Origin of the sequence: Enterobacter cloacae complex sp. 2024EL-00711, from assembly GCF_047529885.1 — a bacterium.
Classification (GTDB): Bacteria; Pseudomonadota; Gammaproteobacteria; order Enterobacterales; family Enterobacteriaceae; genus Enterobacter; species Enterobacter ludwigii.
On record NZ_JBLIZC010000005.1, the window covers coordinates 65144 to 77820 of the forward strand.

Genomic DNA, 12677 nt, shown 5'->3' on the forward strand with positions numbered 1-12677 from the left:
AACAGGGCAGCCAAATAACTACTCTGCAGTGACTTCAATTGATTTGATGAACATATATCCCCAGTCGCCAGAGAACTTGCCAAAGCTAATGGTGTTGTCCCCTGCCCTGAGCGCGACCGGTACGATCATCGTCTGGCCTTTCTCATCCGTTTGCGGGAATTCAATGCTCACCGGCGTTCCGCCGTTCACAATGAACGAGTTTTTCTTACTCCCCCATTTGCCGTTAAATTTCGCGTGCAGGGCAAACTTACCGTCCCAGGGGGCGTTAACCTGCCAGGTCACGCTGTCTCCGTCATTGGCAAAAGGACCAAGGAAACCGTCTTCACCAATCGCTAACGTATCTTTATCGCTTTTGGTGATGTTCAGTTTCCCCTTGCTGACGTCCAGCGTTCCGCCGCCAAAATGACAGTAGTCCGCCGGCACGGGTCCCGCCGCGGCCTTCACGCTAACGTTTACCGTCTTGCTGCTTTTCAGCAGTCCATCGTCAGCGGTAAAGGTCAACGCATAGTCACCGGGAGCCGAGAACCAGGCACGGGTTTCCGCTTTGGTGCTGTCACAAAAGTGGACGTTATCCTTGCCTTCGTGATGCCATGCCACGCTGACCTTCGGCTCCGGCAGATTGTCATCCTGCCAGGCCGCGGTGAGCTGAACGCCTTTATCCACGGTGGTAGAGAGCGCATCCTGCAGAGTGATGACCGGAGGCAGGTTTTTCTGCGTATGCTCAAGGCGAATCACGTTTGAAGGCGCAGACTGACCGCTTTCGTTCTTTGCGATCACCCGGTAGTAGTAAGTCTGGCCCAGCGTCAGGCTGCGATAGTCATCACGGAAGAGATCCATTTTTGCCGGATCCCACTCATTTTTGCCGTCAGAAATATCCTGACCAACGCGGGTCCACGGGCCGTGTGGCTGAGTCGCTCTCTCCACATCGTAATAACGCCCGACGGGGGATCCCATCCAGTTAATGGCAAACGGTGAGTTGCTCTCGCGCAGCTTAGGCGCTTCCGGGACCGGTAGAGCCGGCGCCTGACTCAACCCCGCCATTTGCGCCGAGGCGGTTCGCACCAGATTGACGACCTCCATCTCCTGGTTTGCTTTGCCCTCGACCGGGAAGCCAGGCAGGTGGTAGCTGTAGTGCCCGGTAAACTCTTTGTGCCAGTAAAAACCACCATCATGGCGATGACCACGGAAGCCCCAGATAAAGCCCCCCGCCGCCTGCGCGCCATTGACCTCGGTATGCACAATGGCCTGCATGATAGTGTTAAGGTCTTTTTGATCGAGCAGACCAAATTCACCAACCAGATAGACCTTTTTGCCGCCAATCGCCTCCAGATCGTTGCGAACCTGCTCGGGGTGGTTGTTCTCAGCGTTGGTGTAATAGTGGTTACTGATGATGTCGACGTTCGGATCGTTGAGCGCGAAATCATTCACCTTTTTATAGGTACCATCGACGACAAGCTGATGGGGCGCCCACTTGCGGATCCAGGCCGACGTTTTCTGCAGGAAATCAGCGTTGGTGTTTTCCAGCTCATTACCCGTTTCCCAGGCCATGATCGCCTTTTCATCGTAGTAATGGCGTCCCGTAATGGTGTTGGTACGGGTAATCACCTGACGGATCACATCCTGATAAGCACGGTAGGTTTTACTGTCGGTTCGATAAAAATCTTCCGACTTTTCATGATAAAACGCGGCCAGCTGTTCGCGTCCCCCCCACCACCACCAGTGGTCAATAAACGGCAGAATCAGGCGCAGCCCCTGCTTATCCGCCTCGGCAATCATGTTGTCATACACTTTCATGGCCGTTTCATTCAGCCGCGGCATGCCGTCCGGCGTTGCCGGTGCCAGAATATGTGTCTCACGTCCGCAGGCAGCATCATTTTCCTGCTGCACGGAAAGCACATATACGCGCTGTGCTTTAGCACCGGTTTGCACCAGCGCTTTGATCCAGTTCTCCTGCTCTTCAGCAGTCGGCCATCTAAAGTATTGCCCCCAGCCGCGCGGATCCGCCTTACAGGTTCCGCGCGCGTCATCTTCTATACGATGCAACTCCGGGGCGTGGATCCCGGCGAAGCGAAAGACGCGATTGCCATCTTTTAACGCTGCGCCATCGCGAGTAATAAAGTGTTCAAAATGGGATTGCTCGGCCGCCAGAGCCCCCGCGCTTCCCAGCGCGGAGAGTAAGGAGACGAGAAGCAGTTTTCGAATCGGGAAAGCCATCTCTTTTCTCCTCAGAACCAGACTTCAGCCTGTACACCAAAATTCAGCGTATCGGTATCGCCGCTACGTGAATATCCCCCCGGACTCAGGGTGCCAGTGCTCCAGTCGTAATTTCTGTCCATCGCATCCGAGACGCCTTTATCCCATTTTGCGTAGGTGGCAAAGAAGCGCAGTTGCGGACGGCTCCAGAAACCTGAATCAAAGGTCAGGGTCGGCGCAATGGTCACCTTGGTCAGGCCACCTTTCCCTTTACCGTTTACGCCCATGTAGTTTTTATCATCCAGATATTCGTAGCCCACCTCATATTGCATGGCGAAGTTTTTGGTTATCTGATGATACGGACGGATACCCGCGACCCACATGGAACGTCCCCAGCCGTCATCGTCGTTGGTCCACCAGCGGTAGTTTTTGTCTTTCTGATAAAACGCAAAGGTCGATACCTCCACGTCACCCAGGTTGGCCATGCTGTCCAGCACGACGCGCCAGGATTGCGTATCCTCAAGGTTTGCCCAGCCCCAGCCGTTTTTACCCAGCGAATCTGCGGCGGCCAGGCCTTTGCCATACTGGAAAGCGATGCGGGAGTACCCGTTAGTCAGGCCGTAGAAGCTGTCAAAGTTGTACAGCGCGGTCACGCCGTACCCCTTCTCAGCCGAGGTAGGATGGTTTTCATTGCGGTTCATGTGGTGGCCGATAAGTTCGACGTCGAGCCCAGTGCCGCCGATCTTTTTAAACCACAGGTTAAGCGAATAGTCGTCCGGATAGCCCTGATCCCCCAGATCTACCGGATAAGCTTTGGCTTCGTCGGTGGTCGAGAAGGCATACACACCCGCATCAAAGCGCGCAAAGCCTAAATCCAGGTTATCGAACCCGCCCCCGGTTCCGTTGTACTGAATGTACTCCCAGTCGAACTGGTGGCTGGAAAGGTTGGAGCTGCTGTAGCGTTTACCGGCCCAGAAGGTCATGTCCGGGGCAAAATCGAGATTCGTTAATTCAGCAAACCCTTCGCGGAACTGGGTCTCTTTGCCGTCATCGTCAGTACAGTTCCAGTCGGCGGTACATTTGGTCTGGTGCGTCAGGTTGGCCTGAATACGTGCGACTGCGCCTGAATCCGACTTCAGCGTTACCGTCGGGATCAGCTCAATTTTGGTATCTTCTTCGTTACCCAGACGCCATTTCCCGTCAGGCATCAGCCCCACCGAATCGACCCGGTTGCCATCGCTATTGGCAAGAATACCCGAGCGTAAATAGCCGTGGAGGGCGAAATCATATTTCTCATCGGCGCTGGCATAACCGCTGATGACAGTAAGAGCAATCAAGGACAGAGGTATTGATTTCATTAACGTTTGCATAGGTTCCCTTTGAATTTTTATTTTCACGGTTAAACGTGCAGGGGAAATGTAAGGATCAAATTCGGAAATGTACATCCACAAACGGAAAGCGCTTTCCATGTTTGCCGGATTGAATCACAAATTTAAGATCAAAGAGAAAATTTTTGTGAAGAATGTCACGAAATAATCTTCTGCCCATCAGGAACGGGCAGAAGCAGGGAGGCGGGGATTATTTTTCCAGCTGCATCAACTGGCGTTCATGAACCTTGAAGAAGGGGCGATAGAGCATCCATGCATTGAAAAAGGCGAACAGGCACATGCACATATTTTTCCAGCTGCCGTTCGCCGACCAGGCTGCGCCCAGCGGTGAAGGCATAGACCAGGGCAGCATGGCGACGGCTCTGTCGAGCACGCCAAGCTGGGTTAAATACCAAGCTATACAAGCATTTATCAGCGGTACAAACACAAAGGGCAGTAAAAAAACCGGGTTCATGATGACGGGGAAACCAAACAATATCGGCTCGTTAATGTTGAACAGCGACGGCAGAAGGCCAATTTTCCCGACGCTCTTCAACTGTCGGGATCGGCTTCGCATCGCCATAAAGACCAGCGGCAGCGTAGAGCCGATACCGCCAATCAGCAGATAAAAATCCCAGAATCCCTGCAGATAAATATGGGGCAGCACGGCTTCCCCGGCGGCCAAGGCCCGCTGGTTTTCAAACAGATAGGTGAGCCAGAACGGGTTCATGATGCCCGTAATGATCAGGGCACCATGAATACCGACGAACCATAAAAGATTACACAGAAACAAGGAGATAAGCACCGCCGTAAGGGTATCGGATGCCACGATAAGCGGGCGTAACGCCTCGCCAATCAGCTGTGGCAAAATTTGTCCGGTCGTCTGCAGCATCACGGCATTCATTACGCTAATGGAGAGCATGATCACCAGCAGCGGCATCAGCAGCTGGAAACCATTTCGCGTCATCACCGGTACCTCCTCCGGCAGACGAATGCACCACCCTTTTTTGTAGAAAAACCTTATTATTTCAATAGAGTAAGCGCTTGAAATGAGCGCAGTGAAAAGCCCCATCCCACCCAGAAAAATATTCGTTGCACCGTTATCCCGAAAGCCAATGAACAGCAAAAAGGAGAGGCAGCCGGTGAGCCCACACAGCCGTTCCGGGAGTTGATACTGCTTGGCCAGACTGGCGCTGGCACCAAACGCGACAATCAGCGCCACCAGTCCGAGCGTCAGCTCAAAGGTTGGCAACAGCATCGGACGCAGCAGCAGATAGACGTGTCCGAGGCGCGATGCACTTGAAATGGCGAACGGTGGAAACAGCAGTGGCACCATCAGGCTTCCCACAATCACAAAAGGCATGGCGAGGGAAAAGCCGTCCCGCATCGCGGTAATATGTTGATTTCTGGTGATTATATTGGCTGCTGGTGTGAGACGTTGCTCAATCAAATCCACAGCAACATTCATCAAATGAATGTTCATAACTCGACCTTAATAGTTCGTGAATAGCCGCGATGATCTCGCACATCCGGACAAAGTGAAAGATTCCCTCAGGTGATCGCGGTCACAATTACCTTATCCACCAACGGAAAGCGCTTTCCGTTTTGTTCCATGATGACTATATTCCAGCCATAAGTTCAAAGGAGACGTTATGAAAAAAATCATGTTGTGTTGTTCTGCCGGGATGTCCACCAGCCTGCTGGTGAAAAAAATGGTCGACGAAGCGCAAAAGCGTGGCCTGGAAGCGGAGATCAAAGCGTTTGGCGTGGCCGAATTCGCCGAGCAGGTCGGTCACTATCAGGTGGTGCTGCTTGGACCGCAGGTGAAGTACATGCAAAGCGATCTTCAGAAACAAGCTGATAAATACGGGATCCGTGTTGAGCCTATCAACATGATGGATTACGGCATGCAAAAAGGGGGCGCCGTTCTCGATTTCGCCCTCTCCCTGATAGATAACAAATAACGAAGGGAAAACCCATGAGCTCTCTGTACGCGAAACTTATCCAGGTCATTGAACAGAAAATTACCCCGATGGCAGGCGCCGTCGGGCAGCAGAAGTATGTGACCTCGATTCGTGACGGCTTTATCACCGCCCTGCCGTTCATGATCGTCGGTTCCTTTATGCTGGTGTTTATTTTCCCGCCCTTCTCACCCGACACGTCCTGGGGTTTCGCCCGGGCATGGCTGCAATTCTCGTTGGATCACCGTGAAGCCCTGATGCTGCCGTTCAACTTCAGCATGGGGATCATGACGATCTTCATTTCAGTCGGGATCGCCGCGAGCCTGGCCAAACATCACGATCTGGATGCCCTTACCGCCGGCATGCTGTCGCTGATGGCATTTCTGCTGGTGGCTGCACCGTTAAAAGACGGGCAGATTTCTACCGCCTATTTCTCCGGGCAAGGGATCTTCACGGCCATTCTGGTGGCTATCTACTCTACCGAGCTGTATGCCTTCCTGAAGCGTCACAATATTACCATCCGCCTGCCGCCAGAAGTGCCTACGGGCGTTGCGCGTTCGTTCGAAATTCTGATCCCGGTGCTGGCAATTGTTGTCACTCTGCACCCGCTCAACCTCTTCATTGAGGCCCAGCTCGGCATGATTATTCCGGAAGCGATTATGTCGCTGGTGAAACCGCTGGTTGCCGCCTCCGATACGCTGCCTGCCATTCTGCTCTCGGTGCTGGTGTGTCAGGTTCTGTGGTTTGCGGGCATCCACGGCGCGCTGATTGTCACCGGAATTATGAACCCGTTCTGGATGGCGAACTTGTCGGTTAACCAGGCAGCAATGGCTGCCGGTCAGGCGATCCCGCACATTTACGTTCAGGGATTCTGGGATCACTACCTGCTGATTGGCGGGGTCGGCTCCACGCTGCCGCTGGCGTTACTGCTGCTGCGCAGCAAAGCAGTACATCTGCGTACCATTGGGCGTATGGGCGTGGTGCCGGGGATGTTTAATATCAACGAACCGATTTTATTCGGTGCCCCTATCATCATGAATCCGCTCTTTTTCCTGCCGTTCGTGCTGGTTCCGATGGTCAATGCCACCCTCGCCTATTTTGCCCTTGATTTCGACCTGGTCAGTCGCGTGGTCTCGATGACACCGTGGACAACGCCTGCCCCTATCGGCGCATCCTGGGCAGCCAACTGGAGCTTTAGCCCGGTGATCCTCTGCCTGCTGTGCATGGTTACCTCAGCGGCCATGTACTTCCCGTTCCTCAAAGCGTACGAGAAGCAGCTGCTGGAACAAGAGCATGAAAATGCGGTTGAACAATCTGAAGAAGCGGCACAGTCCGCCTGATAGTGAAAACACAGAGGTTACGGATGGAATTAGAAGAACAGGTCATGGGCATTATTATCAATGCCGGTCAGTCACGCAGTCTCTGCTACGAAGCGCTTGGCTTCGCAAAAAAAGGTGACTTTGCCTCAGCCGACGCGCGAATGAAAGAGGCGGCGCACTTCGCCCGTGAAGCGCATCTGGTGCAAACCCAACTGATCGAAGCTGACGAAGGGGAAGGCAAAACCAAAATGACGCTGGTGATGGTGCACGCTCAGGATCATTTGATGACCTCGATTCTGGCGAAAGAACTGGTGACGGAGCTGATCGAACTGTACCGCACTCGTCAGGCATAACCATTCAGGAGAGGCGCTGGCCTCTCCTTTTCGAGGAACGTATGCACTATCTTGGACTTGATATTGGCGGCACAAAAATGGAAGCCGTCCTGCTTTCGCCTCAGGGCGAATGCCTTTGGCGTGAGCGTCGTCCGACGCAAAAAGAGAGTTATGACGCCTTTATGCACCATCTGCTGGCGTTTATCGGCGAAGCGCGCGCGGTAAGTGAAGTGCCATTCAGTATCGGTATTGGCCTGCCGGGGGCCATCGACCCACAAAGCGGGCTGATTAAAAACTGCAACTGCCTGGTGCTCAACGGTCACGACCTGAAGCATGATTTAGCAAAGCAGCTCAATCAGCCCGTGTGGATAGCCAATGACGCGGACTGCTTCACCCTGTCTGAAGCGGTTGATGGCGCAGGCGCAGAAGCAGATACCGTCTTTGGCGTAATTGTCGGTACCGGATGCGGCGGTGGCGTGGCGGTACATAAGCGTCTGCTTCAGGGGCCAAACGCCATCGCTGGCGAATGGGGACATAACCCGTTGCCTGGCTATGCCCCCGAGACGGATGGTCCGGCGCAGTCCTGCTATTGCGGGAAACATAACTGTATCGAAACCTTTATCTCTGGCACCGGCTTTGCCCGCCGTTATCCCAGCGAACTGAGCGCGCAGGCCATCATTGAAGCGGCGGCCCAGGGAAACCTGACCGCGCGGGCCCACTGGCGACACTTTATCGACGCTTTTGCCCGCAGTCTGGCCTCGGTGATCAATATTCTTGATCCGCAGGTTATTGTGTTGGGCGGTGGGTTATCAAATGTCAGCCAGCTGTACGACGAACTTCCGGCCGCCATCAGGCCCTACATCTTCTCGGAAAGCTGCCGTACCCGTATCGTCCCGGCCCGTTACGGCGACGCCAGTGGCGTGCGTGGTGCGGCGTGGCTACCGGGTTTGCACGCCACGCAGACGTGAAACCGCCTGTGGGGGGCGCTAAGATTCTTAAGGTGGGTTATGTTAAGATAACCAAAACCCACCACGCAGAAAATGCTATGCCAACGATTGACGATGTATCACGATTAGCCAATGTCTCACGAGCAACCGTCTCACGCGTGTTGACGGGGACGCGCGGCGTGCGCGAAGAGAGCCGTGAAGCCGTGCTGCGCGCCGTAGAAGAGCTTAATTATCGCCCAAGCTTTGCCGCGCAAAACCTGGCAAGTCAGTCATCAAGCTACGTTGGTCTGGTTCTCTCTGCGAAGGATGAAAGCAGCGGTGCACGTTTGCTGCCTGCGCTCTCCCGCGCCATGAAAGCGTTGAATAAAACGCTCATCGTGGAGTACGTAAACGATCCTGTTGAGCAGGCTGTCACCGTTGATGATCTTCAGCGCCAGTGCGTTGCTGTCGTAGTCTTTGGGCCGGTTGCGGCCGGTAGTGCAGAGAATGTCATCTCCTTCGATCGTCCCGTGGTGGATGCGAAACCTCAGGGATATGACTTTGCCTTTGCGACGGAAAGCGCCTGTCGCTACATGACGGGTAAGGGCCATCGCAATATCGCACTGGTGATTGACAGCGAACACGATGACAACAGTAAAAAGATGGTGGAAGGCTATCGCAACGTCCTGCAAAACTACTCTTTGCCGTTTAATCGCCAGCTGGTGTTAACGGCGAATGAAGATGTTGAACAGGCGCTGCTGACGCTCATCAATAGCCTGAGCAAGTTTTCCGCCATTGTGGTTAAACGTGATGCCTATGCCGCTGAAGCGATGCGTCTGTTCCGGGAATTTGGCATTTCCGTTCCGCAGGAAGTATCGCTGCTGAGTCTGGAAGATTCGCCTCTGGCAACCCAGCTCTATCCACAGCTGACCTGTATCTCGTGGCCAATGGATCAGTTGCTCACTCAGTGCGTTGAGCGCATTAAAAGCCTGGTGGATGGCCGACCTGTTCGCACGTCAGAGCTCTCCCCCGTGATTGGTAAACTCACACCTCGCCAGTCGGTGATGGAAAAAAGCTAGCGGGTACGCAGCGATTGCCGGCTTAAGGGTGTGATAACACAATAAACGTTATCCCTGTTCTGGAGCGAGATGATGAAAACCTTTCTGTTCATAAGTGCCCTCACCCTTTTCCCGGCGCTCTCCTGCTATGCCATCGCCCAGGAAACGCCCCTGCCGCTGAAAGAGCAAATTCATACCGATGAAGGTACGTTATGCGTGTATGGCGATGCTGCGCGCAGTGAAAAGGTTGTGATGCAGGGCGGCAACGATTGCCCACAGAGTAAAGCGGTAAAACAGTCCTGATTTTTTTGAAGGGGTGGAGTTATTACCAGGCGGTAAGAATTTACCCCCCTATTTTTTTGATTAAAAGTCAGTCCTGCGACAAATTAAGATGGAGTCTGGTCATTAAGCGATAAATGAGGTCTGTACTCGTTATGCCCTGCCGCAAGCCATTTATGATTTTCCGGGCATGAAAATATCGCTGAATCCGTGCTCACTCAGACATAACGCCCACGGCTTCCCGCTTCACTTCGGGTACTTCCATACCGCCAGACTTCTACCATAAGTTCCAAAAGATGGCGTCTTAAATAGCATCCTTAAGACAGCGTTTCAATGCAAAACCCCGGTTCGGTCTGGCGGAGGATACAGAAGATGTGTTTGTCAAAAAATACTTTTTTAAGGGGATGTCCTCACGTGGTTTATACAGATATAAATTACATTGTGATGTGTTAATGAATGGGGAGCAGATCACGGCGGTTATACCTGAGTTTGTTCTCAACCATCCTTAAGCGGATGTATGGAAACAATAGTCACAATGGAATATCAATATACTGGTGACTTGAAGAAGTAAGATCTTGGGGGCGTTCTGCCCCCTTATCCTTTGGGATACGAAAATTCTGCGGTGACTAAATGCGATTCTGACTTATCAGATTGGACGCCATACGCGAAGTTATATCGTTTTCCAGATGTAAACTTAAATCCAAATACTGGAAGACTCTCACCCTTCGGTACATAAACAGGCTTGTCATCGAAAATCTTGTGAAGAGAGTCGCTATTATCGCTATTGATTTGAATAGCAGTGATCCGTTCCTGCGGCTCCAGTGGTGACACCACACAAATTTGATTATCTTTGATTAATGCCGTTGTAGATTCTCGACCTACCATTCGATCACCAGGCCCAGGGCATCCCGTTAAGAGGAATACAACACCCAGCAATATTTTATTCTTCATGTTTAACGCCCCTTCCCTGTTACGATTTTCTGATAAAGCGAGGGGACATCCTGCAACATATCAACGCCCCTGTACATCCCCATGCGCCCTGGTCTCTGATAGTAAGACCACTTACTGATACCATAAACCAGCAGTAACCAGTAATCAGCCAAAATAGAGGCTTGCTGTTCAAGAGAGTAATCAGTGAGCTTTTCTTTATCCAGCTTGTAGGTATATTCAGCAGCCCAGCTAAAAGCCCCCCTCACTCTCACCCATTGCCCATGTTGGTGTTACCACACATGCCCCAGTTCATGGATGAAAACGTATTTATCTTCGATAAAAACAGAGTTTGCGGAAAAATCTTCTCTGTACATCGACTTTCTGTACCATAACTCTCCGTTGGGAGTCATCGCATAGTTTTGTTTCTGTAGTCCGAAGGGTAAATAGCTGTCGCAATGAATCCAGACACGGCTATAAACTATTGAATCTCCGAACACCCTACGAGCCATTGCAATCTCGCCTAACGTCATCCGGCGTAATGTACCTTCCTCCGCCTGCGCGCTCATAAACTGCCCTCCTTGTATGATTTATCTACATCGTAAAATCATAATTCGAAATAGTCTATACGCGAACTTTAGCCATTCATCAAACGCAGTGACGGTGCAAACACTACTCCCCGTTGCTTTTATCCCCCTCCTCTTGCCGCATAGATTCTATAAACTCTCGTTGCTCTTGTGTGAGTTCAAGCTCATCCAGCAAGCGATCTAACTCTTCTTCAGGTGATTCCTTTTGGTTCTGTCTCTTCCCGCTAGCCATGCTCACCCTTGAGTTAATAGGATTAATCTCAGGGTATCCAGGGTGCATAAAATGCGCAACTAACAGATTTTGGACAATAGCAGTCATAAAGCCCCGTTAGCGGTACAAGCAACAAGCAGAGCGTAGCGACTTCATCATATTGTCAGAAGGATCACACCTTATCAGGGTGCTCGTATATCTGTCGAAGCGCTGGAAGAGCCTGTATATCGGGCTTTAATGCGAGTGATCAGTCTGTCGATGTCATAACAATGCCAGGATAGGTTTTTTTCACGTTTTACTATCGCAGTGTGAGGATGCAACTGCCGCCAACGCTGAGTTATCCTGTCATCTCACCGTGTAACTTAGCGTGACAGTTACCAGGGGCGGATCATAATGGTAGAACCCATAGGCGACTAAAACAGGTAACTATTTAATTTGCTGATAGAGAAGGATTTAAAGGGCTTCTTAAGAAAGGGAGAGACTGGAGCGGGCGAAGGGAATCGAACCCTCGTATAGAGCTTGGGAAGCTCTCGTTCTACCATTGAACTACGCCCGCTTTGAGGTGCGTAAGGCATTATAGACCTTACGCCTCTTCATACAAGCCTCTTTGCAACTAAATGGCGATTATATAATCACTTAGCACTTTGGCTTACTGCCTGGCGCCGGAAGATAACGCTGCGGATCGATGGCTGTAGCGCGATAGCGGATCTGGAAGTGTAACTTCACCGAGTCCGTGCCGGTACTGCCCATGGTGGCAATCTTCTGCCCAGCCTTCACATTCTGCCCGTTGTTCACCAGCATCGTATCGTTGTGGGCATAGGCAGTGATGTAATCTTCCCCATGCTTAATCATGATCAGGTTACCGTAACCGCGCAGCTGGTTGCCGACGTAGACCACCTTCCCTGCCCCTGATGCATAGACTGGCGTGCCGCGCGCAGCAGCGATATCAATGCCTTTATTGCCTCCCTCAGACAAGGAGTAAGGCAACACGACCTTGCCGCTGGCAGGCCAGACCCAGCAACGCTGGCCGACCGGAGGCCATGAGGACTGCGGCACCGCGTAAGACGGCGTCACTTTGGCTGTTTTGCCTTTAGAGGATTTCTTCGTTGAAGACGCGCCACCGTTAACCTTCAGTTTCTGCCCCACCTCGATAGTGTAGGGTGGAGAGATGTTATTCAGACGCGCCAGATCCTTCACGCTGGTCCCCGTTGCGCGCGAAATCCGATACAGCGTATCCCCGCGCTTAACGGTATAGACCGCACCGGAATAGCTGCCCATATCCGACGACTTGCTTCCTGAACAGCCTGCCAGTAATAGCGTCAGCGTCAGACAAAAAACGGCGGTAATGGGATTTCTCGTCAGGCTTCCTGCAAACAAAACAGATCCTCGGTCAGCGTGAATGGCGCACTATGATACCAGCCCAGACTGATATGGGTCAGCCCTTTTCCGCTCTTGAGAGCAAACGGCGCATGGAGGAATGCGGTATAATGCAGCTGCTGATGGTGCTGAGCCATCCG

General features: G+C 52.3%; 13 protein-coding genes, 1 tRNA gene and 1 pseudogene. 6 read left to right on the forward strand and 9 right to left on the reverse strand.

Annotated elements, in window-relative coordinates; all coding sequences use genetic code 11:
* Positions 1 to 18: 18 nt before the first annotated feature.
* The 3 genes from ACMVME_RS14975 to ACMVME_RS14985 form a co-directional block, all read right to left on the reverse strand.
* Positions 19 to 2214, reverse strand: coding sequence for a CBM35 domain-containing protein (locus ACMVME_RS14975; protein WP_414743453.1), 2196 nt, complete (start codon positions 2212 to 2214; stop codon positions 19 to 21).
* Positions 2215 to 2225: 11 nt separating this feature from the next.
* Positions 2226 to 3563: a maltoporin gene (locus ACMVME_RS14980; protein WP_025203318.1), complete on the reverse strand. Its 1338-nt coding sequence runs from the start codon at positions 3561 to 3563 to the stop codon at positions 2226 to 2228.
* Between the two features lie 208 nt (positions 3564 to 3771).
* On the reverse strand, positions 3772 to 5043 hold the full coding sequence (locus tag ACMVME_RS14985; protein ID WP_333177416.1) for a PTS sugar transporter subunit IIC: 1272 nt from the start codon (positions 5041 to 5043) through the stop codon (positions 3772 to 3774).
* 169 nt (positions 5044 to 5212) lie between these two features.
* Between ACMVME_RS14985 and ACMVME_RS14990 the strand changes: the two genes are divergently transcribed.
* The 6 genes from ACMVME_RS14990 (at position 5213) to ACMVME_RS15015 (ending at position 9459) form a co-directional block, all read left to right on the forward strand.
* Positions 5213 to 5524, forward strand: coding sequence for a PTS sugar transporter subunit IIB (locus ACMVME_RS14990; protein WP_014171497.1), 312 nt, complete (start codon positions 5213 to 5215; stop codon positions 5522 to 5524).
* Between the two features lie 14 nt (positions 5525 to 5538).
* Positions 5539 to 6861: a PTS sugar transporter subunit IIC gene (locus ACMVME_RS14995; protein WP_014171498.1), complete on the forward strand. Its 1323-nt coding sequence runs from the start codon at positions 5539 to 5541 to the stop codon at positions 6859 to 6861.
* A gap of 2 nt (positions 6862 to 6863) precedes the next feature.
* Positions 6864 to 7193, forward strand: coding sequence for a PTS lactose/cellobiose transporter subunit IIA (locus ACMVME_RS15000; RefSeq protein WP_074148033.1), 330 nt, complete (start codon positions 6864 to 6866; stop codon positions 7191 to 7193).
* Positions 7194 to 7234: 41 nt separating this feature from the next.
* Entirely contained in the window at positions 7235 to 8140 is a 906-nt protein-coding gene (locus ACMVME_RS15005) for an ROK family protein (RefSeq protein WP_333177413.1), read from the forward strand.
* A 77-nt stretch (positions 8141 to 8217) separates the two neighbouring features.
* Positions 8218 to 9177 carry a LacI family DNA-binding transcriptional regulator gene (locus ACMVME_RS15010; protein WP_025203317.1) on the forward strand — a complete coding sequence of 320 codons (960 nt, stop codon included), beginning with the start codon at positions 8218 to 8220 and terminating at the stop codon, positions 9175 to 9177.
* A 69-nt stretch (positions 9178 to 9246) separates the two neighbouring features.
* On the forward strand, positions 9247 to 9459 hold the full coding sequence (locus tag ACMVME_RS15015; protein WP_080346982.1) for a hypothetical protein: 213 nt from the start codon (positions 9247 to 9249) through the stop codon (positions 9457 to 9459).
* Between the two features lie 570 nt (positions 9460 to 10029).
* On the opposite strand, the gene ACMVME_RS15020 is transcribed toward ACMVME_RS15015, so the two are convergent.
* From ACMVME_RS15020 to ACMVME_RS15045, 6 genes and pseudogenes are all read right to left on the reverse strand, one after another.
* On the reverse strand, positions 10030 to 10386 hold the full coding sequence (locus ACMVME_RS15020; RefSeq protein ID WP_414743454.1) for a putative T6SS immunity periplasmic lipoprotein: 357 nt from the start codon (positions 10384 to 10386) through the stop codon (positions 10030 to 10032).
* Positions 10387 to 10388: 2 nt separating this feature from the next.
* Positions 10389 to 10931 (reverse strand): annotated as a pseudogene (locus tag ACMVME_RS15025) (type IV secretion protein Rhs).
* A 103-nt stretch (positions 10932 to 11034) separates the two neighbouring features.
* Positions 11035 to 11268: a hypothetical protein gene (locus ACMVME_RS15030; RefSeq protein WP_078774200.1), complete on the reverse strand. Its 234-nt coding sequence runs from the start codon at positions 11266 to 11268 to the stop codon at positions 11035 to 11037.
* 374 nt (positions 11269 to 11642) lie between these two features.
* Positions 11643 to 11716 (reverse strand) — tRNA-Gly (locus ACMVME_RS15035).
* Between the two features lie 80 nt (positions 11717 to 11796).
* Positions 11797 to 12537, reverse strand: a complete 741-nt coding sequence (gene actS, locus ACMVME_RS15040) for an amidase activator ActS (RefSeq protein WP_014171504.1) — start codon at positions 12535 to 12537, stop codon at positions 11797 to 11799.
* Positions 12519 to 12674 (reverse strand): hypothetical protein, encoded by a 156-nt coding sequence (locus tag ACMVME_RS15045; protein ID WP_153852832.1) that lies wholly within the window; start codon positions 12672 to 12674, stop codon positions 12519 to 12521. The genes actS and ACMVME_RS15045 overlap by 19 nt, the downstream gene beginning before the upstream one ends.
* Between the last annotated feature and the right edge of the window lie 3 nt (positions 12675 to 12677).

Excerpts from the sequence above, each read along its gene's own strand:
- ACMVME_RS14975 (WP_414743453.1), bottom strand. The coding sequence starts at position 2,214 with ATGGCTTTCCCGATTCGAAAACTGCTTCTCGTCTCCTTACTCTCCGCG.
- ACMVME_RS14980 (WP_025203318.1), bottom strand. The coding sequence starts at position 3,563 with ATGCAAACGTTAATGAAATCAATACCTCTGTCCTTGATTGCTCTTACT.
- ACMVME_RS14985 (WP_333177416.1), bottom strand. The coding sequence starts at position 5,043 with ATGAACATTCATTTGATGAATGTTGCTGTGGATTTGATTGAGCAACGT.
- ACMVME_RS14990 (WP_014171497.1), top strand. The coding sequence starts at position 5,213 with ATGAAAAAAATCATGTTGTGTTGTTCTGCCGGGATGTCCACCAGCCTG.
- ACMVME_RS14995 (WP_014171498.1), top strand. The coding sequence starts at position 5,539 with ATGAGCTCTCTGTACGCGAAACTTATCCAGGTCATTGAACAGAAAATT.
- ACMVME_RS15005 (WP_333177413.1), top strand. The coding sequence starts at position 7,235 with ATGCACTATCTTGGACTTGATATTGGCGGCACAAAAATGGAAGCCGTC.
- ACMVME_RS15010 (WP_025203317.1), top strand. The coding sequence starts at position 8,218 with ATGCCAACGATTGACGATGTATCACGATTAGCCAATGTCTCACGAGCA.
- ACMVME_RS15015 (WP_080346982.1), top strand. The coding sequence starts at position 9,247 with ATGATGAAAACCTTTCTGTTCATAAGTGCCCTCACCCTTTTCCCGGCG.
- ACMVME_RS15020 (WP_414743454.1), bottom strand. The coding sequence starts at position 10,386 with ATGAAGAATAAAATATTGCTGGGTGTTGTATTCCTCTTAACGGGATGC.
- ACMVME_RS15030 (WP_078774200.1), bottom strand. The coding sequence starts at position 11,268 with ATGACTGCTATTGTCCAAAATCTGTTAGTTGCGCATTTTATGCACCCT.
- ACMVME_RS15045 (WP_153852832.1), bottom strand. The coding sequence starts at position 12,674 with ATGGCTCAGCACCATCAGCAGCTGCATTATACCGCATTCCTCCATGCG.